The organism is Arsenophonus sp. ENCA, from assembly GCF_002287155.1.
GTDB lineage: Bacteria > Pseudomonadota > Gammaproteobacteria > Enterobacterales > Enterobacteriaceae > Arsenophonus > Arsenophonus nilaparvatae.
The window spans coordinates 1-25,661 of the sequence record NZ_NHNG01000370.1 but is presented as its reverse complement, the minus strand read 5'-3'; the positions used below and the strand labels follow the sequence as shown (position 1 = coordinate 25,661).

Here is a 25,661-nt window from a genome sequence, read left to right as displayed (position 1 = left end):
AATGGGTCAAATGGCCCTAGCCAGGGCAATGTGCGATAGAATCAGTAGCGTGATAATCAAAAAAAATCTAATTATTTAGAATGAAAGCCAAGGGTTAATTGAAAATCTTGAGTTTTTCGAGGTGCCCTATATTCAATTTAGTTTTATTATAACGAATTGATAAAACAATATGCTAGTGATGAAGCCAATTGTCTTCTTAGAATGTTTCTTTATTGTTAATAAAATATTAAAAATAAAGACCAAGAAAGAAAATGAAGATCCCCAATTACACTTAATGATAAACTAGCTTTAGTCGCGAAATCCGTATTACGAATGGTATTTAACAAAAAACTTTTATGTTGGAAAATATCTCAATCTAGTACTAATGATAATTATCAAAATCACATTATAAAACAGTATCTAAGTTTTGTTTCTTTTTTAAGCAAAAATAATACTTTTGGCAATTAAATTTTAGAAATTCACCTAAAAAAGGATAAATAACATGGAAAAGTCGATAGAAAAAATCATTTACGCATCAAGATGGCTACTTTTTCCTGTTTATATAGGACTATCATTTGGATTTATTTTACTCACTTTAAAATTTTTTCAGCAGATAATTCATATCATTCCTGAACTTTTTACTATCACTGAATCAGGATTGATATTAACGGTTTTATCACTGGTTGATATTGCACTGGTTGGTGGGCTTTTAGTTATGGTGATGTTTTCAGGTTACGAAAATTTTATTTTAAAAATGACCGTTGATGATAAACATCAAAAATTAAGCTGGATGGGCAAAATGGATGTCAATTCCATTAAAAATAAAGTTGCCTCATCAATTGTTGCTATTTCTTCGGTTCATCTTTTACGACTGTTTATGGAAGCTGAAAAAGTAGCCGATAATAAAATAATGTGGAGTGTAATTATCCATTTGGCTTTTGTTTTATCTGCCTTTGGCATGGCTTATATTGATAGAATGAGTAAAAATACCAAAAGCTAATGAATCGAGTTAAATCATTCTCCCCAGTGCTATATAACAATAGGGAAAAATTATCTCCTTTACGCCAGGGTTAGATAAACATATTCCGATAAATTACAGTAAAAAATGGTCAGTTAATTTGCGTTATTTAACAATATTTAAAGCCGTTGCAATATTAAACTACTTAAAGCAAAACATTTTAATCGAAAATAGAGCCAACTAAAGAACAATTTGTGATCCAGAAACAGTAACAACTCTCGACCTTTAGGCCGAGAGGATATCAATGTAGCTTAAAATTTAACAAGTCATTGCCTGAAATAGATCTGCCTGCTGATGTGGAGTGATTGTTTTTGTTTACATGCTATTTTCCAATACAGAAGCTGGAAAAAATACGACCTAATAAGTCATCGGAGCTAAATTCCCCTGTAATTTCACTTAATGCCTGTTGAGCCAAACGAAGTTCTTCTGCTAATAACTCACCACAGTGAGCAACCACTAACTGTTGATAACCTTGCTGTAAATGCTCTGCGGCAATACTAAGTGCTTGAATATGACGTCGTCTGGCTAAGAATCCGCCTTCTATATGATGATTAAATCCAATGCTTTCTTTCAAATGTTGACGTAATAAATCAATACCTTCTTTGCGATAGGCTGACAGGCGAATAAGTGAGTAATTACTAACTTTTGTTATTGTTACTGGTTCATTAGTAATATCGACTTTATTTCTAATTACCGTAATAGGTAAAGATTTCGGCAATCGCGCCATAAATTCCGGCCAAATCTGCTCAGGTTCAGTTGCTTCTGTAGTGGTGCTATCCACCATAAATAATATATGATCCGCTTGCTCTATTTCTTGCCAGGCTCGCTCAATACCTATTCTCTCAACTTCATCTGTCGCTTCACGTAAGCCTGCCGTGTCAATAATATGCAGAGGCATACCATCAATATGAATATGTTCACGTAATACATCTCTGGTTGTGCCAGCAATATCCGTTACAATCGCCGTTTCACGGCCAGATAGCCCGTTTAATAAGCTAGATTTACCTGCATTCGGTCTTCCTGCAATCACAACCTTCATGCCTTCTCGTAATAAGCTACCTTGATAAGCTTGTAAACGCACACTATCCAAATGAGCTATTACCTGATTCAATTTTGTTTCTATCTTACCATCAGATAAAAAATCAATTTCTTCATCTGGAAAATCAATTGCAGCTTCAACGTAAATACGCAAGTTAGTAAGCGCTTCCACCATTTCATAAATCTGCTGTGAGAAAACACCCTGTAACGAATTTACCGCTGAACGAGCAGCCTGCTCAGTACTTGCATCGATTAGATCAGCAATAGCTTCCGCCTGAGCTAAATCCATTTTGTCATTAAGAAAGGCGCGCTCAGAAAATTCACCTGGATTAGCAATCCGGATCTCATTGATAGCTAAAATCCGCTTAAGTAATAAATCAATAATGATAGGCCCACCATGCCCTTGCAATTCAAGAACATCTTCACCAGTAAATGAGTTGGGGGCAGGAAAATAGAGGGCAATTCCCTGATCTAACACTTTGCCATTGTTATCATAGAAAAGCAGGTAATCCGCATAGCGAGGTCGAGGTATTTTACCTAAAACAATGTGGGCAACTTCAACAACTTTTGGCCCTGATATTCGCAAAATACCAACACCACCACGTCCAGGAGGGGTTGCCTGCGCAATAATTGTATCATTGGTATATATACTCATTTTACTCTCAATTCTTACCGTAAATATGATTAAGGCGGTCTAATGACCGCCTTAATACATTTTCTATTTTGTTATTTCTTCAATTGCAAATAACAAAATGCCAAAACTTATTTTTTATCGCGACTATGTAGGCCACGCTTTTCTAATCCACGATAAATAATTTGTTGCTGGATAATCGTCACCAGGTTACTAACGATATAGTATAAAACCAAACCTGAAGGAAACCACAAGAAAAATACCGTAAAAATAACCGGCATATAGGTCATAATCTTCTGTTGCATAGGATCAGTTACTGTCGTTGGCGACATTTTCTGAATAATATACATCGTCAAACCCATTAACAACGGTAGAATATAGTATGGATCCTGCGCTGATAGATCTTGGATCCAACCAATAAAGGGAGCATGGCGCAGCTCGACAGAACCCATCAACATATAATATAAAGCTAGGAAAATAGGCATCTGAATCAATAAAGGCAGACAACCACCTAATGGATTGACTTTTTCTGCTTTATAGAGAGCCATCATTTCTTGGCTCATGCGTTGCTTATCATCACCAATCCGTTCTTTCATCGCCGCAAGTTTGGGCTGCAACAGACGCATTTTTGCCATTGAAGTATATTGTGCTTTAGTTAATGGATACATAATCCCGCGCACAATAAAAGTAATAACAATGATGGAAAAGCCCCAGTTACCGATAAAACCATGAATAAATTTCAATAATTTAAATAACGGTTGAGAAATAAACCACAGCCAACCATAGTCCACAGTTAAATCTAAATGTGGTGCAACTGCTGCCATTTCCGATTGTAATTCAGGACCTACCCACAAGGTTGAGATGTAATTTCCTTTACTATTAGCCGCAACTGTTATCGGCGAACTCTTATAGCCAATAATAGCAATGACTTTATCTAAATCGATTGTATAAAAGGCGTTTTGGTTCTGATAGCCAGGGATCCACGCTGTAGCAAAATATTGCTGCAACATTGCGACCCAACCACCTTTAGTATTAACATTTAAACTATTATCAGTAATATCACTGAAACTATATTTTTTATAATTTGTTTCATCGGAAGAATATGCTGCGCCACGATAAGTATGTAAGGCAAAATTATTACTTCCTGTATCACGCTCTTTTGGTAGTTCTGCAGTTTGTTTTAACTGACCAAAAAAAGCTAGCGTCAATGGTTTGGCACTATTATTGTCAATATTATACTCAACAGAAATATTATATTTACCACGTTTTAATAGATAGACTTTCTGATAAACCACTCCATCTTTACCAGTAAAGGTAAGAGGAACACGCAGTTCATCTTGGCCATCTTGCAACACATAACTGGTTGCATTTGAGAGATATAAAGGACGCAATCCATTATTGTAGGCAGGGTTATCGGGACCATCCTGACCGATCAAGCCGCTCTGTGCTTGATAAATAAAATCTTTACTGGTTTCCAATAAACGAAACGGATCAGATGAATGTAATTCCTTAGGGTAAAGCAACAGCTCAGCCTGATCAATATCGCCGCCACGGGTATTGATGCGTAATTCAAGCACATCAGTTTTTACTGTGATAAATTTAGCTTGCTCATGACCTAGATTAGCTTGGTCATCATGACTTGGCATATCCATTTGTTTTACGATTTGGTCAGTCTTTATAGGTTGTGTTTTATCACTTTCCCATGTCTGCCAAATTAAAAACGAAACAAATAGCAAAGCGATGAATAAAAGATTGCGTTGCGAATCCATCGTTAATGTTCTCTATTATGGTCATTCTGTCTAGGTGGAACAGGATCGTCACCACCTCTATGTAAAGGATGGCATTTTAATACGCGTTTCATCATTAACCAACCACCTTTTATCAATCCAAATCGATATAGTGCTTCGATCCCATATTGGGAACAGCTAGGGTTGAAACGGCAGCGCGGCCCTAACAATGGACTTACTATCAATTGATAACCTCTTATTATCGAGATTAAGAACCGCGAGCCAAACGACAGTGACGACGCCATAATTTGCCTAATGTTTCGGTGATTTCTTGATTATCCAAATCAGCAACCCCCTTTCTTACTAATATCACAAAATCCATCGAAGGCAACTCATGCTGATGTAAACGAAAATATTCTCTCATTAATCGCTTAATTCGATTGCGTTCATGTGCCCGTTTAACATTTTTTTTTGCGATAGTAAGACCGATGCGCGGGTATCCCAGCTCATTGAGGCGTCCAAGAATGGTGATTTCTGGAGAACTCGCCCGTTGTGGCTGCTGAAAGACATAATCAAAATGCCTGGGAGTTAATAATCTTAACTCCCTAGGAAAAGCAAGCATAACCACTTCGATAGGGTTATTACTTTGAAGAAACGGTCAGACGAGCGCGGCCTTTAGCACGACGACGAGCCAAAACCTGACGACCATTTTTAGTGGCCATACGAGCACGGAAACCGTGAGAACGGTTACGTTTTAGTACTGACGGTTGAAAAGTGCGTTTCATAGCGGTTTCTACCTAACTTAACAAAATAGTTATTATTGATTCAGTAAATTCGTGGGTGACCAGTGGAACAAACAATACTGATATATCCAATCGTAACAACACCAATATAGCAAAGAGGCAGGATTGTAATAAAATATCTAGCATTACGCAATGGTGGAGAAAAATTCAACGCTTTTCTCCACCATTAGCTACGATAAAACTTAAACGAATACCCTACTTTTCTTTCTTACCAAGCACTGCCAGAAAACTGGAAAAAATGATGATATCACACACAAGGTGCAAAATTATACGGATTCTCATGGAAATCTCAAGGATCATTAAAAGATCAAAAAATTATTTGGCTCAAAATAGAGACTAATCGTCCAGTTTGATCTAAAGTTATCTGTTACTAGGTGTTATGTATATCTAATATATGTGCTAGTATTCTTTTTACTTCCTTATTCATTTTATACATCTTGATCCTAAATTTAATCCTGTGGATAAAAAGTGCTAAAACTGTGTAAAAGAGTGAGGATCTTATTCAAATTTTGCGTTATGATCTACTATAGTGTACTGAGATCATAGCTTGCACAAGCTGATTTAGTTTATCACGCAAATTTTTCGGTAAATCTTTTCTGGGGTATTAACAATTTTTATTACCTATTAAATTTAATAATTTTCCATTGGTCTTGTTTTAGGGGAGTCCGTCGTGTCATTTTCACTTTGGCAGCAATGTCTTGCCCGATTGCAGGATGAGTTACCTGCCACAGAATTCAGTATGTGGATACGCCCTCTCCAGGCAGAATTGAGTGATAATACATTAGCACTCTATGCTCCTAACCGTTTTGTATTAGATTGGGTAAGAGATAAATACATCAATAATATTAATGAATTATTGAGTGATTTTTGTGGTTCTGATGTGCCTGCATTGAAATTTGAAGTGGGTAATAAACCGCAAATAACCGCAAGCGGTACCTCAACGCATACCGTAGCAAATAAAACTATTTCGACGCCAATAAATTCAACAATACGCCCTAGTTGGGATAAAACACAAGTTCAACCTGAAATCGCCTATCGTTCAAATGTGAACCCTAAGCATACATTTAATAACTTTGTCGAAGGTAAATCAAACCAACTTGCTCGTGCCGCTGCCAGCCAAGTAGCAGACAATCCTGGCGCAGCTTATAACCCGCTTTTTCTTTATGGTGGTACAGGCTTAGGTAAAACTCACCTGCTTCATGCTGTAGGTAATAACATCATGGCGCACAAAGCGAATGCAAAAGTGGTTTATATGCATTCTGAGCGTTTTGTCCAAGATATGGTAAAAGCGTTACAAAATAATGCGATTGAAGATTTTAAACGTTATTATCGCTCGGTAGATGCATTATTAATTGATGACATTCAGTTTTTTGCTAATAAAGAGCGCTCTCAAGAAGAATTTTTTCATACCTTTAATGCGTTACTCGAAGGTAACCAGCAAATCATTCTGACCTCAGATCGCTATCCTAAAGAAATTAATGGAGTTGAAGATCGACTAAAATCTCGTTTTGGTTGGGGATTGACGGTTGCGATTGAACCACCAGAATTGGAAACGCGTGTTGCTATTTTGATGAAAAAAGCGGACGAAAATCAGATGCAACTACCTGATGAAGTGGCTTTCTTTATTGCCAAACGCTTGCGTTCAAATGTTAGAGAGCTGGAAGGGGCGTTGAATCGGGTTATCGCCAATGCTAACTTTACCGGTCGCGCAATTACCATTGATTTTGTTCGTGAAGCATTACGCGATCTACTCGCATTACAAGAAAAACTGGTCACTATTGATAATATTCAAAAAACCGTTGCTGAATATTATAAAATTAAAGTTGCTGACTTGTTATCCAAGCGCCGTTCCCGTTCTGTGGCGCGCCCGAGGCAAATGGCAATGGCATTAGCAAAAGAGCTGACAAACCATAGTTTGCCCGAAATTGGCGATGCCTTTGGTGGACGAGATCATACAACCGTACTCCATGCTTGTCGAAAAATCGAGCAGTTACGGGAGGAAAGTCACGACATCAAAGAGGATTTTTCTAACTTAATCAGAACATTATCATCCTAATGCTATGAAATTTACTATTGAACGTGAACAATTACTCAAGCCACTACAACAAGTTAGTGGTCCACTTGGTGGGCGGCCTACATTACCTATTTTAGGTAATTTATTACTGCAAGTCAGTGAAAAAACACTTTCATTAACAGGTACCGATCTAGAAGTAGAAATGGTCGCAAAAGTGACACTAACACAACCAGGTGAAGATGGTTCAATCACGGTACCTGCCCGTAAATTTTTCGATATCTGGCGTGGGTTACCCGATGGCTCAGAAATCAAAGTTACTCTTGAAGGAGAGCGTCTACTGGTGCGTTCCGGTCGTAGCCGTTTTTCGCTTTCGACTCTGCCTGCCACTGATTTTCCAAACCTAGACGATTGGCAAAGTGAAGTCGAATTTGAACTCCCTGAAACGACGTTAAAACGTCTAATTGAAGCTACCCAGTTTTCAATGGCACACCAAGATGTACGCTATTATCTTAATGGCATGCTATTTGAAACTGAAGGTAAAGAATTACGCACTGTCGCTACCGATGGCCATCGTTTAGCAGTCTGTTCACTTAATATTGATGAGAATTTACCAACTCATTCAGTAATTGTTCCTCGCAAAGGGGTAGTAGAATTTATGCGATTACTGGATAGTAGCGACGAGTCACTTAAGTTACAGATTGGTAGTAATAATATCCGAGCTCATGTTGGTGATTTTATTTTCACTTCAAAACTAGTTGATGGCCGTTTTCCTGATTACCGACGTGTTCTACCCAAAAATCCAGATAAAACATTAACCGCGGATTGTAATAAACTTAAACAAGCATTTTCACGAGCTGCGATTTTATCAAATGAAAAATTTCGCGGTGTACGCCTCTATATCAGCGAAAATCAACTTAAAATTACCGCAAACAATCCAGAACAGGAAGAATCAGAAGAAATTGTTGATGTTAATTATCAAAGCTCGATGATAGAAATTGGTTTTAACGTCAGTTATATCCTCGATGTTTTAAATACACTAAAATGTGAACAGGTTAATTTGTTGTTGACTGATTCAAATTCAAGCGTACAAATCGAAGATGTAGCTAGTAATGCGGCAGCTTATGTTGTTATGCCAATGCGTCTGTAATATCTAAATTCTATGATGCTTTCGCGTTTACTTATACGCGACTTTCGTAATATAGAAAGTGCGGATCTACCATTAGCAACCGGTTTTAATTTTTTAATTGGGCCAAATGGCAGCGGAAAAACAAGTATTCTTGAAGCGATCTATACATTAGGACATGGTAAGGCTTTTCGTAGCATTCAAGCAGCACGTGTCATTCGTCATCAACAACATAATTTTGTTTTACATGGTCGTCTTGTTCCTATAGAGCCTGAATCACGTGAACTGACTTTGGGATTAAGTAAAGATCGTAACGGTGAAAGTAAAGTTCGCATTGATGGCAATGATGGGCATAAAATTGCTGAATTAGCCAAATTATTACCAATGCAACTAATAACTCCTGAAGGTTTTACCTTATTAAATGGTGGCCCTAAATATCGTCGAGCTTTTCTTGATTGGGGATGTTTCCACAATGAACCTCAGTTTTTTGCTGCCTGGTCTGATTTAAAACGGCTATTAAAGCAACGTAATGCAGCATTACGCCAAGTAACAAGTTATAATGAGCTGCGTCATTGGGATTATGAACTGATCCCTCTGGCCCATAAAATAAGTGAATGGCGAGCCAGCTATATTGCAGGAATTACGAAAGATATTGAAAACACCTGTAAACAGTTCTTACCTGAATTTTCACTTAGCATCTCATTTCAGCGAGGATGGGATAAAGAAACCGATTATTCAGATATATTAGTAAGGCAATTTGAACGTAACCGAATGCTTACCTATACCGCATTAGGGCCACACAAAGCTGACTTACGGATCCGCGTAGAAGGAATTGCCGTTGAAGATATCCTATCGCGCGGGCAGTTAAAATTATTAATGTGCGCATTAAAATTAGCACAAGGTGAATATTTCACCCGACAGAGTGGGCAACGATGCTTATATCTGTTAGACGATTTTGCTTCTGAGTTAGATAAGGATCGCCGTCAATTATTAGCCGAACGGCTTAAAGCGACGCAAGCTCAGGTCTTTGTTAGCGCGATTACCATCGCGCAAGTTAAAGATATGTTAGATGGAAATAGCAGGATGTTTTGCGTAAAACATGGCAAAATAGAAGTTCAACCATAGGATCAGAAATTAGCGAGAAACGTTGATGTCGAATACATATGACTCCTCAAGTATCAAGGTATTAAAAGGGCTAGACGCGGTGCGTAAGCGCCCAGGCATGTATATCGGTGATACCGACGATGGTACAGGCCTTCATCACATGGTCTTCGAGGTTGTCGACAACGCTATCGACGAAGCCTTGGCAGGGTATTGTAGCGATATTATTGTAACCATACATACCGATAATTCCATCTCTGTTCTCGATAATGGACGTGGTATTCCAACCGATATTCATGAAGAAGAAGGTGTATCTGCCGCAGAAGTCATCATGACCGTTCTCCATGCCGGCGGCAAATTTGACGATAATTCCTATAAAGTTTCTGGTGGCTTACATGGAGTCGGTGTTTCTGTTGTTAATGCCTTATCAGAAAAATTAGAGTTAGCTATCCGTCGCGAGGGAAAAGTCCATGAGCAGACTTACCAATTAGGTGTTCCACAAGCACCTTTATCGATTGTCGGAGAAACTGATGAGCGGGGAACCTATATCCGTTTCTGGCCAAGTTTGGACACATTTAAAACCGTTACCGAATTTGAATACGATATTTTGGCAAAACGGTTACGGGAGCTCTCTTTTCTTAATTCAGGTATATCCATTCGTTTAATTGATAAACGTGATAATAAAGAAGATCATTTTCATTATGAAGGTGGAATCAAAGCTTTTGTAGAATACTTAAGTCGGAATAAAACCCCAATCCATCCAAGTGTTTTCTATTTTTCGGCGGAAAAAGAGGGTATTAATGTAGAAATATCCATGCAATGGAATGACGGTTTCCAAGAAAATGTCTATTGTTTCACCAACAACATTCCTCAACGTGATGGAGGAACCCATCTAGTTGGTTTCCGTACCGCCATGACACGTACACTGAACAGTTACATGGATAAAGAAGGTTATCAGAAAAAATCCAAAGTTAGTGCTACTGGTGATGATGCCCGTGAAGGTTTAATTGCTGTCGTTTCTGTTAAAGTTCCCGATCCAAAATTTTCGTCACAAACAAAAGATAAGCTAGTTTCTTCCGAAGTAAAAACCGTTGTTGAAACGTTAATGAATGAGAAACTGGTCGAATATCTATTAGAAAATCCTAATGACGCCAAAATCGTTGTTAGCAAAATCATTGACGCCGCCCGTGCCCGCGAGGCTGCCCGTAAAGCACGCGAAATGACGCGTCGTAAAGGTGCCCTTGATTTAGCAGGATTACCCGGTAAATTAGCAGACTGTCAGGAGCGTGATCCAGCTTTATCAGAACTTTATTTAGTGGAGGGTGATTCCGCAGGCGGCTCTGCCAAACAGGGGCGTAACCGAAAAAATCAGGCAATTTTACCGTTAAAAGGTAAAATTCTTAATGTTGAAAAAGCGCGTTTCGACAAAATGCTCTCCTCACAGGAAGTCGCCACCTTAATAACCGCTTTAGGTTGTGGTATTGGCCGTGATGAATATGATCCTGATAAATTACGTTATCATAGCATTATTATCATGACCGATGCCGATGTCGACGGCTCCCATATACGGACATTGTTATTAACTTTCTTCTATCGTCAGATGCCAGAAATTATCGAGCGAGGCCATGTCTATATTGCTCAGCCACCTTTATATAAAGTTAAAAAAGGTAAGCAAGAACAATATATTAAAGATGATGAGGCGATGAACGAATATTTGATTTCAATCGCATTAGACAACACCTCGCTCTATACTAGCCCTCATGCCCCGGCATTGAAAGGTGAGCCATTGGAGAAGTTAATCATTGAATATAATGCTGCTCAAAAAATTATCAAACGTTTAGAACGTGTCTATCCACTAGCTTTATTAAATAATCTTATTTATCAGCCTACCTTGGTAGAAGATGACTTGAAAGATAAAACCAAGATAGAAAATTGGATCAACATGCTAGTTAAGCGCCTAACCGATAATGAAGAACATGGTAGTACTTATAGCTATCATATTAATGAAAATAGTGAACGCCAATTATTTGAACCGGTTTTACGTATAAGAACCCATGGCGTTGATACCGATTACAATCTAGATTTCGATTTCATTCATAGTATTGAATATACACGCATAACTAAAATTGGTCAGCTAATAGGAGATCTGATTGAGGATGGTGCTTATGTGGAAAGAGGGGAGCGTCGCCAGACTATTTCTTCCTTTGAAGATGCATTGAACTGGTTATCAAAAGAATCACGCCGTGGCTTGATGGTACAACGCTATAAAGGATTAGGCGAAATGAACCCAGAGCAATTATGGGAAACAACGATGAACCCAGATACCCGGCGTATGATGCGTGTTACCGTTAAAGATGCCATCGCAACTGACCAACTGTTTACCACACTAATGGGGGATGCGGTTGAACCACGTAGAGCTTTTATTGAAGAAAACGCATTAAAAGCAGAAAATATAGATATTTAATTTCAAATGGCAAAACAAAAGCCCCATATCTAAATTGGGGCTTTTTATTATAAATAACTATCTAATATTTTTATAATATTTTTAACATACGGCGTAAAGGCTCTGCCGCTCCCCATAACAGCTGATCGCCAATCGTAAAAGCGGATAAATATTCTGGCCCCATATTTAATTTACGCAAGCGTCCAACCGGAACATTTAAGGTGCCTGTTACTGCCGCAGGCGTTAACTCTTGAATAGTTAATTCGCGCTCATTAGGAATAACGCGAACCCAATCATTATGTGCGGACAAAATTTGCTCAACATCTTCAATCGCAACATTTTTTTGCAATTTTAGGGTAAATGCCTGGCTATGGCAGCGTAATGCACCGATACGAACACATAAACCATCGACAGGAATAACATGACTAGCGGTATTTAAAATTTTATTAGTTTCAGCCTGTCCTTTCCATTCCTCACGACTTTGACCATCGGGCAATTGTTTATCTATCCAGGGGATCAAACTACCGGCCAATGGCGCACCAAAGGCTTCTGTGCTCATCTTTCCACTACGGGTGAAGTCAGTGACTTTTTTCTCAATCGATAAAATCGCCGCCGCGGGATTTTGCAGTTCATTAGCAACCTGTGCATGTAACTCCCCCATTTGCACTAATAATTCACGCATATTACGCGCACCTGCGCCAGAAGCCGCCTGATAGGTTGCGACCGAAACCCACTCAATCAAGTTCTCAGCAAATAAGCCAGCTAAAGCCATTAGCATCAAACTGACCGTGCAATTGCCACCAACAAAGGTTTTTATTTCTTCATTTAAACCCTGATCAATATATTGACGATTAACAGGATCAAGAATAATAATGCTTTCCTCTTTCATCCGTAACGAAGAGGCGGCATCTATCCAGTAACCTGACCAACCAGTCGCACGCAGTTTAGGGTAAATTTGATCGGTATAATCTCCACCCTGACAGCTAATTATTACCTCTAATTCCTTTAATCCATCAAGATCAAAAGCATCTAGCAGTGTTGATTGATGTTGACCATACTTTGGTGCCAATTCACCATGTTGAGAGGTAGTAAAAAAAACAGGATTGATATTATTAAAATCACCTTCTTCCACCATTCGTTGCAGCAGTACAGAACCAACCATACCTCGCCAACCAATAAATCCGACATTTTTCATTTTTGTTATATCCAATCTGAATGTTGTTGCTAAGTAAAGTCGTCGCCATTTATAAACAATAATCGCAAATTGAAATCATTTATGCCATTTTTTAATACTGATTATTTAATAAATAAAAATCTATTTATAACTGATAAAACAAAACACCCAATATTAAGGGTGTTTTACTTAAAATAACAGTCAATAACTTTACTGCGCTGATCTATTCCAACGGGATTTAAGATATTTTACTGCCTCTGCCGTTTGCGGAGACTGAAGAAGTCCCTCTCTAAACAGGATCTCACCTTTTATTTCAGGTAATTCATCATTAAGATCGAGTTGTCTTTTTAGCTCCGGGACACCGCCGTCAAGAGACCAATCAGGCTCTGTTTGAGATGGCACTCCAACTTTATATAATGCCACCCCAATATACAATTTAGTGTTAGTCGATCTCACCACATCAGCCCACCATTTTGCAATCACATCATATTTGACAATTTCTCGGGCAAAAGGCCAGTAAATTTGCGGGGCTATATAATCTAATAAACCTTCTTTTACCCATAATCGGGTATCAGCATAGGCTCTGTCATAAGTAGGCCCACCAGCTTTAGTATCCGAGCCTCGTGGATCATCGGAAATATTTCGCCATACACCGCCTGGACTGATGCCAAATTCAATAGTGGGTTTTAACGAACGGATTGTTGAAGAAACCTCTCGAATCAACAACAAGGTATTATTTCTTCTCCAACTGGCTTTATCTAAAAATCCCTGACCGTATCGTTGAAACGTTGCCTCATCATTGAGTTTAGAGGAAGGAGTTTCATAATAGAAATAATCATCAAACTGTATGCCATCAATATCATAGTTTTTAACTAATTCAGCAACAATACTGGTGATCCAATTACGAACTTCCGGTAAGCCTGGATCAAGCACAAAACGGTCGTAGGCAGTTCGTATCCAATCTTTATGTAAAACATAAACGCTAGCAGGCGGAGAATTAAGTGTCTTTTGCAGTGAAGCAATAGTTTCTGGTTGCGTATCCATTGAAACCCGGTAGGGATTTAGCCAAGCATGTATTTTTAAATTTCTTTTATGCGCCTCAGCAATAATAAACGCCAACGGATCATAACCTGGGTCTTTACCGACTACACCGGTAAGCACGTCAGACCAAGGGAGAATATGAGAATGATAAAGAGCAGTACCATCTGGTTTTACCTGAAAAAAAACGGTGTTAATGCCTAGCTTCACCAAATTATCCAGTTTATCCGTTAACTCTTTTTTCTGTACTTTAATTCTGAGCTTTTCTGAATCAAGGTTAACTGAAGAAAGAGAAGGCCAATCTAGCCGAGATACGGTCGTTAACCATACACCACGTACTGGTATATCTTGTTTAATCGTGGCCTTTTGCTCATCAGCTATTTTTTTATTATTACAACCAACAACTAAAAACAAGCAAAATAACGAAGTAATAAACCACTTTATCCCCTTTAATTGCAATAGCATCCTTGATTCCTTATTTTGTTTACAGTTAGGGCTTGATAAGCTGTGAGTATTTTTTAATTGATGACATTATATTAATCAATTTATTAAATATTAAAATATTTATTTTTCAGGTAATCAATTACCAAAATAACTTAACTGAATAATAAATTTTTTGCTTGCTATTCTTTAATATTATTAAAAAAAAATACGCTAGAATGAAGCGTATTTTTTAGCATAGAAATATGTAATAAAAGGTAAAAAATAAAAAAGCTATCTTAGTCTATTATATACAATAATTTATTGACAATAGCCTAAATATCACTCTTTATACCGAACTCACTCGACGGTCACAGATTTAGCTAAATTTCTTGGTTGATCAACATCCGTGCCTTTAATTAGTGCCACATAATAAGATAATAATTGTAGTGGAACGGTATAAAAAATCGGGGCAATTAGCTCTTCAACATGTGGTAATGGAATAATTTTCATATTTTCACTGTCAATAAAACCCCCGTCTTTATCAGCAAAAACATAAAGTAAGCCGCCACGAGCACGGACTTCTTCAATATTGGATTTTAGCTTTTCGAGTAATTCATTATTTGGCGCAATAATAATTACTGGCATATCGGCATCAATCAGTGCTAATGGGCCATGCTTCAACTCACCCGCTGCATAAGCTTCGGCATGAATATAAGAAATCTCTTTTAGCTTTAATGCACCTTCAACCGCTATCGGAAATTGATCACCACGGCCAAGAAAAAGAGCATGATTTTTATCAGAAAAATCCTCTGCTAAATCTTCAATCATTTTTTCTTGCGATAACATACTGTCAATACGTGCAGGTAAAGCATGTAATGCCTGAACAATGTCTTTCTCAAGATTAATGTTTTTATCCTGCAAGCGGATCAGATAAGCAACTAATAATAATAAAACCGTCAATTGGGTAGTAAACGCTTTGGTGGATGCTACGCCAATTTCTGCACCAGCTTTTGTCATTAATGCAAAATCTGATTCACGGACTAAAGATGAGCCTAAAACATTACATATCGCCAACGATGCCAGATAACCAAGCTCTTTCGATAATCTTAATGCGGCTAAGGTATCCGCTGTTTCACCCGATTGAGAAAGCGTGATTAATAAGCTATTTTTACGCCTTGCTGGTTTGCGATAACGGAATTCAGAAGCAATTTCTACATCACAGGGTATACCTGCTAAAGATTCAAGCCAGTAACGGGCAACCATTCCGGCATTATATGAAGTCCCACAAGCAACAATTTGAATATGTTCAACCTGCGATAATAGATTTTGGGCCTTTTTATCTAATTCGCTAAAAATAACACTATCATGCTGATCAAAGCGCCCTTCGAGGGTATTTTTTATTGCTAAGGGCTGCTCATAGATCTCTTTTTGCATATAGTGGCGATAAATTCCTTTTTCACCAGCATCATACTGAATATTGGATTCTATTTGTTCTCTTTCAACTTCTGAGCCTTGTTGATCAAAAATACGCACTGTCCGACGAGTCACTTCAGCAATATCACCTTCCTCTAAATAGATAAAGCGACGTGTAACCGGCAAAAGCGCTAATTGATCGGATGCTAGAAAATTTTCACCAACACCTAAACCTATAATTAATGCGCTACCCGAACGCGCAGCCACTAGCAATCCAGGAGTGCGGCTATCCATAATAACGGTACCATAAGCGCCTTTTAATTGGGGGATAACACGCTGCACAACTTCTAGTAAGGTACCACCTTTTTGTAATTCCCAATGTGTTAAATGGGCTATAACTTCGGTGTCAGTTTCTGAAGTAAAAACATATTTTTGCTTTTTAAGTTGTTCACGTAGTTGTTGATAATTTTCAATAATCCCATTATGAACGACCGCAATATATTCAGATGTATGCGGATGGGCATTTTTTTTGCTTGGCTGACCATGCGTCGCCCAACGAGTATGCGCAATACCTGTGCCACCAATTACAGCATGTTTTTCCACTTCATCTGCCAGGATCTGAACTTTACCCGTTTCACGTAATCGTGTCAGATTGGTTTTATCATCAACCACGGCTAAACCGGCAGAGTCATAACCCCGGTACTCCAGTCGACGAAGCCCTTCAATAAGAATTTCAGCTATATCGCGTTGTGCTACTGCACCAACAATTCCACACATCGGTTTTCATTCCAAAATAGAAGATCATACAGCTCTTATGCTGTCGTAACCTGATTAATATATTCGGTTTTACCGTTCCCAAAGCCTGTAGATATTGGGTTTATTATTTATAAAATAGATGATTAATCATCACTATTTATTTTGCGACTATTTTTTCTTTATTGGACGCTGCCAATTGACAATATGCTGCTGTTTAACACGGCTAATAACAAGTTCATTTTCCTTAACATCATTAGTAAGCGTCGTTCCAGCACCAATAGTTGCCCCGTTAGCAATGGTAACCGGTGCAATTATTTGCGTATCTGAGCCAACAAAAACATTATCACCAATGATTGTTTTAAATTTATTAGCCCCATCATAATTACAAGTTATTGTTCCTGCGCCAATATTAACATCTCCACCAATTTCGGCGTCACCTAGATAACTTAAATGCCCTGCTTTAGAACCCGCACCTAAAGCGGTGTTTTTAACCTCAACAAAATTACCAATATGCACTTTATCTGCCAGTCTAGTTCCTGGACGTAAACGAGCAAAAGGGCCAATTGTGCAGGCGGTAGATAATTCTGAATCTTCTATAACTGAATAAGCACTAATAATTGAATTATCATCTATCGTACAATTTTTTAATATACATCCGGCATGAATATGCACATTATTACCCAGTACCACATCCCCTTCAATAATAACATTAGTATCAATAATTACATTACGCCCGTGCTTTAATGTACCACGCAAATCAAAACGAGCAGGGTCAATAATCATAACACCTGCCAATAATAATTTTTCTGCCTGTTCTTGTTGATAAATACGTTCAAGCGCCGAAAGCTGTAAACAGTTATTCACCCCTTCCATTTCACTCAATTTGGTAGGATGAACTGCATTTATTTTACAGCCTTCTTCATGCGCCAATGAAATGATATCGGTAACATAATATTCATTTTGAGCATTGTTATTATTAAGTTTTTTCAGCCATCGCTTTAAATCAGCACCATTAGCAACTAATATACCGGTATTAATTTCGTTAATTTTAGCTTGATTTTCCGTTGTATCTTTTTGCTCAACAATGCCAATTACTTCACCTTTTTGACGAATAATGCGCCCGTAACCTGTCGGCTCATTAACGATTGCCGTCAATAACCCTATTCCTCCGTCAGGCTTAGCTTCTATTAATCGTTCAAGTGTTTCTTTTGTGATCAGTGGAGAATCACCATAAAGCATTAGGATATCTTCATCATCAGCAAAATAAGGTGCTGCTTGCTGCATTGCATGTCCTGTTCCTAATTGCTCTGCCTGTAAGATCCAATTAATAGGTTGATTAGCTAAAACTAATTTAATTAAATCAGCACCATGACCATAAACTAAATGAATATTAGATGCCCCAAGTGATAATGATGTGTCGATAACATGCTGCACCATTGGTTTGCCTGCCAATGGATGTAAAACTTTTGGTAAGTCAGAATACATGCGGGTACCTTTACCCGCCGCGAGGATCACAACACTTTTTGCGTTCATAGACATAAAAACCTAATAACTCCATCAGTTAGGTAAAAGTAAAACTATTTATTGAACAAATTACTACATATTTCGTTCAAATAAAAAAGCTTACTATCTATATAAAAGAAAAGGAGCGAAACATAAATAAATTGTCTCACTCCCTGTATTTACCTAATTTTTATAAAAATAGTTGTAAAGTTTAAATAAATTTTTAGGATTATATCATTTTTTCATCAGCTCGATGACACGTAATTTAGCAATTGCCTTGGCTAACTCTGCCGAGGCTTGAGCATAATCGACATCACCATGTGCTTTACGAATATGCTCTTCCGCTTTATGCTTAGATTCTAATGCCTTAGCTTCATCCAAATCCTTGCCGCGGATTGCTGTATCAGCCAATACGATAACACCATTTGGTTGAACTTCAAGAATACCACCAGAAAGATAGATTAGTTCTTCTTCACCAAACTGTTTGGTAATACTTATCATACCAGGCTTAATGGCAGTTAGCAGCGGTGTATGTTGAGGATAAATCCCCAGCTCCCCTTCGCTGCCTGTCACCTGGATTTTCTGGACAAGGCCGTCAAACATCTGCTTTTCAGCACTTACCACAACCAGATGGTATGTCATTGCAGCCATATCAACCTCCCATCAGCGACATTATAAATTTTTCGCTTTTTCTACCGCTTCTTCAATAGTACCTACCATATAAAACGCTTGCTCAGGCAGATGATCATAATCACCATTCAAAATACCTTTAAAGCCACGGATAGTATCTTTTAAAGAAACAAATTTTCCCGGTGAACCAGTAAAAACTTCAGCCACAAAGAATGGTTGAGATAGGAAGCGCTGGATTTTACGAGCGCGCGCAACAACCAATTTATCTTCTTCAGACAGCTCATCCATTCCCAGAATAGCAATGATATCTTTCAATTCTTGATAACGCTGCAAAATAGACTGAACACCACGTGCTACGTCGTAGTGCTCTTGCCCTACAACTAATGGATCGAGCTGACGACTAGTTGAATCCAATGGATCAACAGCAGGATAAATACCTAATGACGCAATTTGACGACTAAGAACGACCGTTGCATCCAAATGAGCAAAAGTAGTTGCTGGAGAGGGATCCGTCAAATCATCAGCGGGAACATATACCGCCTGAACTGACGTTATTGAACCAGCTTTAGTTGATGTAATACGCTCCTGCAATACACCCATTTCTTCCGCTAAGGTCGGTTGATAACCCACTGCCGAAGGCATACGACCAAGAAGGGCCGAAACTTCTGTTCCTGCTAATGTATAGCGATAGATGTTATCGATAAACAACAATACATCTCGCCCTTCATCACGGAACTTCTCTGCAATTGTCAATCCTGTTAAAGCAACACGTAGACGGTTTCCTGGCGGTTCATTCATTTGACCATAAACCAGAGAAACTTTATCCAATACATTTGAATCTGTCATTTCATGATAGAAATCATTACCTTCACGAGTCCGCTCACCGACGCCTGCAAACACCGAATAACCGGAATGCTCAATCGCAATATTACGGATAAGCTCCATCATGTTTACTGTTTTACCAACACCAGCACCACCAAATAATCCTACTTTCCCACCTTTAGCAAATGGGCAAATAAGATCCATAACTTTGATACCAGTTTCGAGCAATTCCGTTGAATTAGATAAATCTTCATAACTAGGGGCGGCACGATGAATAGCCCAACGCTCTTCTTCACCGATCTCACCTTTCATATCAATAGGATCACCTAATACATTCATGATGCGCCCTAATGTCGCTTTACCGACTGGCACTTCAATTGGGTGAGCTAAATCAACAGCGTTTAAACCACGTTTTAAACCATCAGAAGTCCCCATCGCGATGCAGCGAACAACTCCGCCACCCAACTGCTGCTGAACTTCTAAAATTAGTTTTTTTTTACCATTCATTACCTCAAGCGCGTCGTACACTTTGGGTACCGCATCTTGAGGAAATTCGACATCCACTACGGCGCCGATTACCTGGATAATCTTTCCAGTAGCCATCTTGAATCCTCTACGTAATTCGTAAACCTAGCCATTAAACTGCGGCAGCTCCCGAAACTATTTCGGTAAGTTCCTGAGTAATGCTGGCTTGACGAGCCTTATTATAAACCAACTGCAACTCCTTGATCAGGTTACCACCATTATCAGTAGCTGCTTTCATTGCTACCATTCGAGCAGCCTGTTCACTAGCTAAGTTTTCAACGACGCTCTGATAAACCTGCGATTCGATATAACGACGCAACAGGGTATCCAGTAGTATCTTGGGATCAGGTTCATACAAATAATCCCAAGATTTCTTTTTCAATGTTTCATCATCACCCGCAGGTAGAGGCAATAATTGAGTAATCGTTGGTACTTGAGTCATGGTATTAACAAATTTGTTAGTTACCACATACAACTTATCTAGACGCCCTTCATCATATGCTTCTAACATAATTTTCACGGGTCCAATAAGATCAGACAGAGAAGGATCATCTCCCATCCGGGTTACCTGAGCAACAATATTACCACCAACCGAATTAAAGAATGAAACTGCTTTAGAACCAATTAATGCCAGATCAATCTGGACACTTTTATCAGTCCATATTTTCATTTCTGTCAGTAATTTTTTAAATAAATTAATATTCAAGCCACCACATAAACCACGGTCAGTTGAAACAATTAAATAACCAATACGTTTAACATCACGCTCTTTAAGATATGGATGTTTATATTCCAAATTACCTAATGCTAAGTGACCAATTACACTACGCATAGTTTCTGCATAAGGACGACTAGCTGCCATACGCTCTTGTGTTTTGCGCATTTTGGATGCAGCAACCATCTCCATCGCTTTAGTGATCTTTTGTGTATTTTGAACACTACCGATCTTAGAACGTATCTCTTTTGCGCCCGCCATTTCAGCTCTTCCTTATTAACCAAACGGTCTCAATAAAGGCCAAATAGAATTACCAGGATTGAGTTGCTTTAAAAGAATCGAGCAAGGCATTTAACTTAGCTTCGATTTCATCGTTATATTTACCTGTCTGATCAATTTCTTTCAGCAAGATAGAATGCTCACGAGTAGCATAAGCCAGCAATGACGTCTCAAAATCACCAATTTTTGCTAATTCAACATCTTCCAGATAACCACGTTCAGCAGCAAATAAAGATAACGCCTGCTGCGCAACTGACATTGGTGCATACTGTTTCTGTTTCAACAATTCGGTAACTTTCTGTCCATGATTAAGCTGCTTACGTGTCGCATCATCTAAATCAGAAGCAAATTGTGAAAATGCAGCTAACTCGCGATACTGCGCCAACGCGGTACGAATGCCACCAGATAATTTCTTGATAATCTTAGTCTGAGCCGCACCACCTACACGTGATACTGATATTCCTGGGTTAACTGCCGGGCGAATACCCGCATTAAATAAGTTAGATTCCAAGAAAATTTGTCCATCCGTGATTGAAATTACATTAGTAGGTACAAATGCAGAGACATCACCAGCTTGCGTTTCAATAATCGGTAATGCTGTTAATGAACCCGTTTTACCTTTGATTTCTCCATTAGTAAATTTTTCAACATATTGAGCATTAACACGGGCAGCACGCTCAAGTAAACGAGAATGAAGATAAAAAACATCACCAGGATAGGCTTCACGTCCAGGCGGACGCCGTAACAATAGCGAAATTTGTCGATAAGCAACGGCTTGTTTAGAGAGATCATCATAAATAATTAGCGCATCTTCGCCACGATCTCTAAAATATTCACCCATTGCACAGCCAGCATAAGGCGCAAGGTATTGTAATGCCGCAGATTCAGATGCAGTAGCAACAACAACTATCGTATTTTCGAGTGCTCCATGCTCTTCAAGCTTGCGAACCACATTAGCAATAGTTGAGGCTTTTTGCTCAATTGCTACATAAATACATTTTATTTCCGAATCACGCTGATTAATAATGGCATCAACAGCTAATGCGGTTTTACCGGTTTGGCGATCACCGATGATTAACTCACGTTGACCACGTCCAATAGGGATCATAGCATCAACGGATTTGTATCCTGTTTGTACAGGTTGATCAACTGATTGACGATCAATAACGCCAGGGGCGATAACTTCAACGGCAGAGAAACCATCATGCTCAACAGGCCCTTTACCATCAATTGGCTCACCCAAGGTATTAACAACTCGCCCAAGTAATCCTCTACCTACTGGTACTTCAAGAATACGACCTGTACACTTTACTTTCATACCTTCGGCTAAGTCGGCATATGGTCCCATGACAACGGCACCAACTGAGTCACGCTCTAAATTGAGCGCAATAGCATAACGATTACCAGGTAGTGCTATCATCTCACCTTGCATAACTTCAGCTAAACCGTGAATACGAATGATTCCATCATTAACAGAAACAATTGTACCTTCATTGTGAGCTTCACTCACTACATCAAACTGAGCAATACGTTGCTTGATCAGTTCACTGATTTCGGTGGAATTCAGTTGCATATGCTCCAATCCCCTTAAGACTGCAAGACGTCAGTTAAACGCTCAATACGACCACGCACGCTACCATCAATAACCAGGTCTCCGGCGCGGATAATGACCCCTGCGATAACAGACTTATCAATTTTGCAATTCAGCTTAACTTTACGTGACAGACGTTTTTCCATCGCTGCAGAAATTTTAAATTGCTGTTTTTCATTTAGCTCAGTGGCAGAAATGACGTCAATATCAACGGTTGACTCCAGAAAAGCGCGTAATTGCATGAATTGTTTCAAAACCTCTGGTAACGTACTTAGACGCCCGTTTTCAGCCATAATGCGAATTAGATTTCGAACATGTTCATCGATTTCATCACCACAAATAGTGATAAATGTTTTCGCTAATGTTTCTGGTGCTATTGAACCAGAAAGCAGCTCACCTATTTGTTGATTACGGGTAGCTTCAGCAATAAAACTGAGCATATTTTGCCATTTATCAACAAGTTGGTTTTCTACAGCAAAATCAAAAACTGCTTTGGCATAGGGGCGAGCAACCGTAGTAATTTCAGACATGCCCCTTTCCTCCTTTACAGTTCGTTGACCAATTTATCAACGATGTCGCTATTAGCAGCTACATCAACGGAACGTTCAATTATTTTTTCTGCACCTGAAATTGCTAACATAGCAACTTGTTTACGCAACTCTTCACGTGCACGCTTACGCTCAGCATCAATTTCGATTTGCGCTTGAGCAACGATCTTGTTACGTTCAGCTTCAGCCTCTACTTTTGCTTCTTCAATCATTTGAACTCGTTGTTTATTAGCTTGTTCAATAATGATTTGTGCTTCTGCTTTTGCTTTTCTCAGTCGTTCGGTCGCATCAGCTTTCGCCAAGTCGAAGTTTTTTTTAGCTCGTTCTGCAGAAGATAAACCGTCAGCAATTTCTTTTTGACGTTTTTCAATCGCCGCCATAATTGGAGGCCATACATACTTCATACAAAACAAAACAAACAGGACAAATGCAATAACCTGGCCGAGGATTGTCGCATTAAGATTCATCGCACAATACCTCTTTAAAAATTAACATATCAATGTTCTTTCCCATTTGGCTTGTGTTATCAAGCAACTGCGAACATCACATATAGCCCCAGACCAACAGCAATCATCGGAATGGCATCAACTAAGCCCATAACAATAAAGAACTGCGTACGTAATAGAGGAATCAAATCTGGCTGACGAGCTGCGCCTTCTAAGAATTTTCCCCCTAGGATGCCAATACCAATTGCAGCACCAATTGCTGCTAATCCCATCATTACAGCGGCAGCCATGTACAGCAGATCCATATTTAGGTTTTCCATGACAGTCTCCAGTTTGTTTCAGTTAAATAAAAATTTATTAATAAGTTAAAATTAATGTTCTTCTGACGCCATCGATAAATAAACGATAGTTAGAACCATAAAAATAAAGGCTTGCAACGTAATAATCAGTATATGGAAAATCGCCCAGGGTAGGTTAAGTATCCACTGTGACCACCAAGGTAACAAAGCCGCAATAAGAATGAAGATCAATTCACCTGCATACATATTACCGAATAACCGTAAACCTAGAGATACCGGTTTAGACAGCAGGCTAACACCTTCTAGAATCAAATTAATGGGAATAAAAATAGGATGATTGAATGGTTGTAAAGTTAATTCTTTCGTAAACCCACTTAATCCTTTCATTTTGATACTGTAGAAAATGATCAAGATAAATACACCAATCGCCATTGACATAGTAATGCTTACATCTGCGGTTGGAACAACACGCAATGCTGGCAATCCCAGGTAATGTTCTCCAATATAGGGAAGTAAATCGATTGGTAACAAATCCATGGTATTCATTAATAACACCCAAACAAACACCGTCAAAGCTAAAGGTGCAATGACTTTGCTCTTACCATGATACATATCACGAACGGTATTATCGACAAACCCGATGACCATTTCTATTGCAGTTTGTAACTTACCAGGTACGCCGCTGGTTGCATTAACAGCAATTTTTCTAAAGAGCCACAAAAAAATAATTCCAAGGACAACTGAGAAAAAAAGCGAGTCAATATTTAACGTCCAAAACGTCGGATCATTGTTATTATGGGGATCAACTAATTTGAAGGTACGCAGATCCAACTGAAGATTATTTAGATGGTGTCCTATGTAACTTCCCGCAGTCATCACTTCTCCTGATGCAGACATGATGTCTTTTACCCTTTTGTTGTTTAAAAATGCTCACTATCTAATTACAGCTGGTGTAATGATGTGAATAATCAACATAGCTAAATAGGTCAAACCTAATGGTACAAATGCTGCTTTAAATATACCTAAAGCAATTACCAATACAGTTATTGCTATAATAACTTTTACTCCCTCACCAATGGTAAAAAACCATGCAATGTGAATAGGAACATCTTTTTTAACTGCCTTTTGATAACGTATTAACAGCATAAATAAAGCATTAGGTAACCAACATGCGAATCCACCCGCAAAAGCAGATAAGCCCCATTCCACACTATTCATGTAGAAAGCTATACTGAGGACCACAAGCGCCATTAACTGAAATAACAACGGTTTTAAAGCAATTTTACCGTTGTAGAGGGAAACAGACATGACTCTTATATTCTCCCAGTATTTTAAACCTTAAATTGCTGAGTGCGTATAAAACTGCCTTTGCTCGAGAGTGTCAAGAGACAAAAGCTTGCAAATTATACGACCCTTAAAAATGGATTCAATCAATAAGTAGCGAAAAGGTGAACAAATATTTAAAATTTTCGATCCAACACGAAAATAAACAAAAGGGCACCTCGAAAAACTCAAGATTTTCAATTAACCCTTGGCTTTCATTCTAAATAATTAGATTTTTTTTGATTATCACGCTACTGATTCTATCGCACATTGCCCTGGCTAGGGCCATTTGACCCATT

General features: G+C 38.6%; 23 protein-coding genes. 5 read left to right on the top strand and 18 right to left on the bottom strand.

Translation table 11 applies throughout. The features are described 5' to 3' along the window. Positions 1-481: 481 nt before the first annotated feature. A complete protein-coding gene (locus tag CBG25_RS09720) occupies positions 482-979 on the top strand; it encodes a TIGR00645 family protein (protein ID WP_032115590.1) in 498 nt (165 codons plus the stop codon). A gap of 340 nt (positions 980-1,319) precedes the next feature. Here CBG25_RS09720 and mnmE read toward each other — a convergent pair whose 3' ends face one another. The 5 genes from mnmE to rpmH all read right to left on the bottom strand — a co-directional run bounded on the left by mnmE (position 1,320) and on the right by rpmH (position 5,178). Then, positions 1,320-2,684: a tRNA uridine-5-carboxymethylaminomethyl(34) synthesis GTPase MnmE gene (mnmE, locus tag CBG25_RS09715; protein WP_290606337.1), complete on the bottom strand. Its 1,365-nt coding sequence runs from the start codon at positions 2,682-2,684 to the stop codon at positions 1,320-1,322. Positions 2,685-2,797: 113 nt separating this feature from the next. Continuing rightward, positions 2,798-4,435 (bottom strand): membrane protein insertase YidC, encoded by a 1,638-nt coding sequence (gene yidC / locus CBG25_RS09710; RefSeq protein ID WP_290606335.1) that lies wholly within the window; start codon positions 4,433-4,435, stop codon positions 2,798-2,800. 2 nt (positions 4,436-4,437) lie between these two features. Continuing rightward, on the bottom strand, positions 4,438-4,698 hold the full coding sequence (yidD, locus tag CBG25_RS09705; RefSeq protein ID WP_072012864.1) for a membrane protein insertion efficiency factor YidD: 261 nt from the start codon (positions 4,696-4,698) through the stop codon (positions 4,438-4,440). Beyond that, positions 4,662-5,021, bottom strand: a complete 360-nt coding sequence (gene rnpA, locus CBG25_RS09700) for a ribonuclease P protein component (RefSeq protein WP_290606332.1) — start codon at positions 5,019-5,021, stop codon at positions 4,662-4,664. The genes yidD and rnpA overlap by 37 nt, the downstream gene beginning before the upstream one ends. 13 nt (positions 5,022-5,034) lie before the next feature. Continuing rightward, on the bottom strand, positions 5,035-5,178 hold the full coding sequence (rpmH, locus tag CBG25_RS09695) for a 50S ribosomal protein L34 (RefSeq protein ID WP_004906236.1): 144 nt from the start codon (positions 5,176-5,178) through the stop codon (positions 5,035-5,037). A gap of 688 nt (positions 5,179-5,866) precedes the next feature. On the opposite strand from rpmH, the gene dnaA reads away from it, so the two are divergent. The 4 genes from dnaA to gyrB are packed head-to-tail and all read left to right on the top strand — an operon-like array spanning position 5,867 to position 11,898. Next, complete coding sequence (gene dnaA / locus CBG25_RS09690) at positions 5,867-7,252, top strand: chromosomal replication initiator protein DnaA (RefSeq protein WP_290606311.1); 1,386 nt, start codon at positions 5,867-5,869, stop codon at positions 7,250-7,252. A gap of 4 nt (positions 7,253-7,256) precedes the next feature. Then, positions 7,257-8,357: a DNA polymerase III subunit beta gene (gene dnaN, locus CBG25_RS09685; RefSeq protein ID WP_290606310.1), complete on the top strand. Its 1,101-nt coding sequence runs from the start codon at positions 7,257-7,259 to the stop codon at positions 8,355-8,357. A gap of 12 nt (positions 8,358-8,369) precedes the next feature. Then, entirely contained in the window at positions 8,370-9,458 is a 1,089-nt protein-coding gene (gene recF, locus CBG25_RS09680) for a DNA replication/repair protein RecF (RefSeq protein ID WP_290606309.1), read from the top strand. A gap of 25 nt (positions 9,459-9,483) precedes the next feature. Beyond that, entirely contained in the window at positions 9,484-11,898 is a 2,415-nt protein-coding gene (gene gyrB, locus CBG25_RS09675) for a DNA topoisomerase (ATP-hydrolyzing) subunit B (protein WP_290606308.1), read from the top strand. 70 nt (positions 11,899-11,968) lie between these two features. Here the strand turns inward: gyrB and asd are convergent, their stop codons facing one another. The 13 genes from asd to atpI form a co-directional block, all read right to left on the bottom strand. Then, complete coding sequence (gene asd, locus CBG25_RS09670) at positions 11,969-13,072, bottom strand: aspartate-semialdehyde dehydrogenase (RefSeq protein ID WP_290606306.1); 1,104 nt, start codon at positions 13,070-13,072, stop codon at positions 11,969-11,971. Between the two features lie 189 nt (positions 13,073-13,261). Further along, positions 13,262-14,554, bottom strand: a complete 1,293-nt coding sequence (locus CBG25_RS09665; RefSeq protein ID WP_290606304.1) for a glycoside hydrolase family 10 protein — start codon at positions 14,552-14,554, stop codon at positions 13,262-13,264. Between the two features lie 315 nt (positions 14,555-14,869). Then, positions 14,870-16,702: a glutamine--fructose-6-phosphate transaminase (isomerizing) gene (gene glmS, locus CBG25_RS09660; RefSeq protein ID WP_290606303.1), complete on the bottom strand. Its 1,833-nt coding sequence runs from the start codon at positions 16,700-16,702 to the stop codon at positions 14,870-14,872. 147 nt (positions 16,703-16,849) lie between these two features. Then, positions 16,850-18,220, bottom strand: coding sequence for a bifunctional UDP-N-acetylglucosamine diphosphorylase/glucosamine-1-phosphate N-acetyltransferase GlmU (gene glmU, locus CBG25_RS09655; RefSeq protein WP_290606301.1), 1,371 nt, complete (start codon positions 18,218-18,220; stop codon positions 16,850-16,852). A gap of 198 nt (positions 18,221-18,418) precedes the next feature. Continuing rightward, the gene (locus CBG25_RS09650) at positions 18,419-18,835 is read right to left on the bottom strand and encodes a F0F1 ATP synthase subunit epsilon (RefSeq protein WP_290606299.1); all 417 of its coding nucleotides are present in this window, start codon (positions 18,833-18,835) and stop codon (positions 18,419-18,421) included. Positions 18,836-18,856: 21 nt separating this feature from the next. Continuing rightward, on the bottom strand, positions 18,857-20,239 hold the full coding sequence (atpD, locus tag CBG25_RS09645; RefSeq protein WP_290606297.1) for a F0F1 ATP synthase subunit beta: 1,383 nt from the start codon (positions 20,237-20,239) through the stop codon (positions 18,857-18,859). A gap of 34 nt (positions 20,240-20,273) precedes the next feature. Continuing rightward, positions 20,274-21,137, bottom strand: a complete 864-nt coding sequence (gene atpG, locus CBG25_RS09640) for a F0F1 ATP synthase subunit gamma (protein ID WP_290606295.1) — start codon at positions 21,135-21,137, stop codon at positions 20,274-20,276. A 49-nt stretch (positions 21,138-21,186) separates the two neighbouring features. Further along, positions 21,187-22,728 carry a F0F1 ATP synthase subunit alpha gene (gene atpA / locus CBG25_RS09635; RefSeq protein ID WP_290606293.1) on the bottom strand — a complete coding sequence of 514 codons (1,542 nt, stop codon included), beginning with the start codon at positions 22,726-22,728 and terminating at the stop codon, positions 21,187-21,189. Positions 22,729-22,742: 14 nt separating this feature from the next. Next, positions 22,743-23,276 (bottom strand): F0F1 ATP synthase subunit delta, encoded by a 534-nt coding sequence (gene atpH / locus CBG25_RS09630; protein ID WP_290606291.1) that lies wholly within the window; start codon positions 23,274-23,276, stop codon positions 22,743-22,745. Positions 23,277-23,290: 14 nt separating this feature from the next. Beyond that, positions 23,291-23,761, bottom strand: coding sequence for a F0F1 ATP synthase subunit B (gene atpF / locus CBG25_RS09625; RefSeq protein WP_290606289.1), 471 nt, complete (start codon positions 23,759-23,761; stop codon positions 23,291-23,293). 59 nt (positions 23,762-23,820) lie between these two features. After that, positions 23,821-24,060: a F0F1 ATP synthase subunit C gene (gene atpE, locus CBG25_RS09620; RefSeq protein WP_000429386.1), complete on the bottom strand. Its 240-nt coding sequence runs from the start codon at positions 24,058-24,060 to the stop codon at positions 23,821-23,823. 51 nt (positions 24,061-24,111) lie between these two features. Next, the gene (gene atpB / locus CBG25_RS09615; RefSeq protein WP_290606277.1) at positions 24,112-24,936 is read right to left on the bottom strand and encodes a F0F1 ATP synthase subunit A; all 825 of its coding nucleotides are present in this window, start codon (positions 24,934-24,936) and stop codon (positions 24,112-24,114) included. Positions 24,937-24,972: 36 nt separating this feature from the next. Beyond that, positions 24,973-25,347: a F0F1 ATP synthase subunit I gene (gene atpI / locus CBG25_RS09610; protein ID WP_290606275.1), complete on the bottom strand. Its 375-nt coding sequence runs from the start codon at positions 25,345-25,347 to the stop codon at positions 24,973-24,975. Between the last annotated feature and the right edge of the window lie 314 nt (positions 25,348-25,661).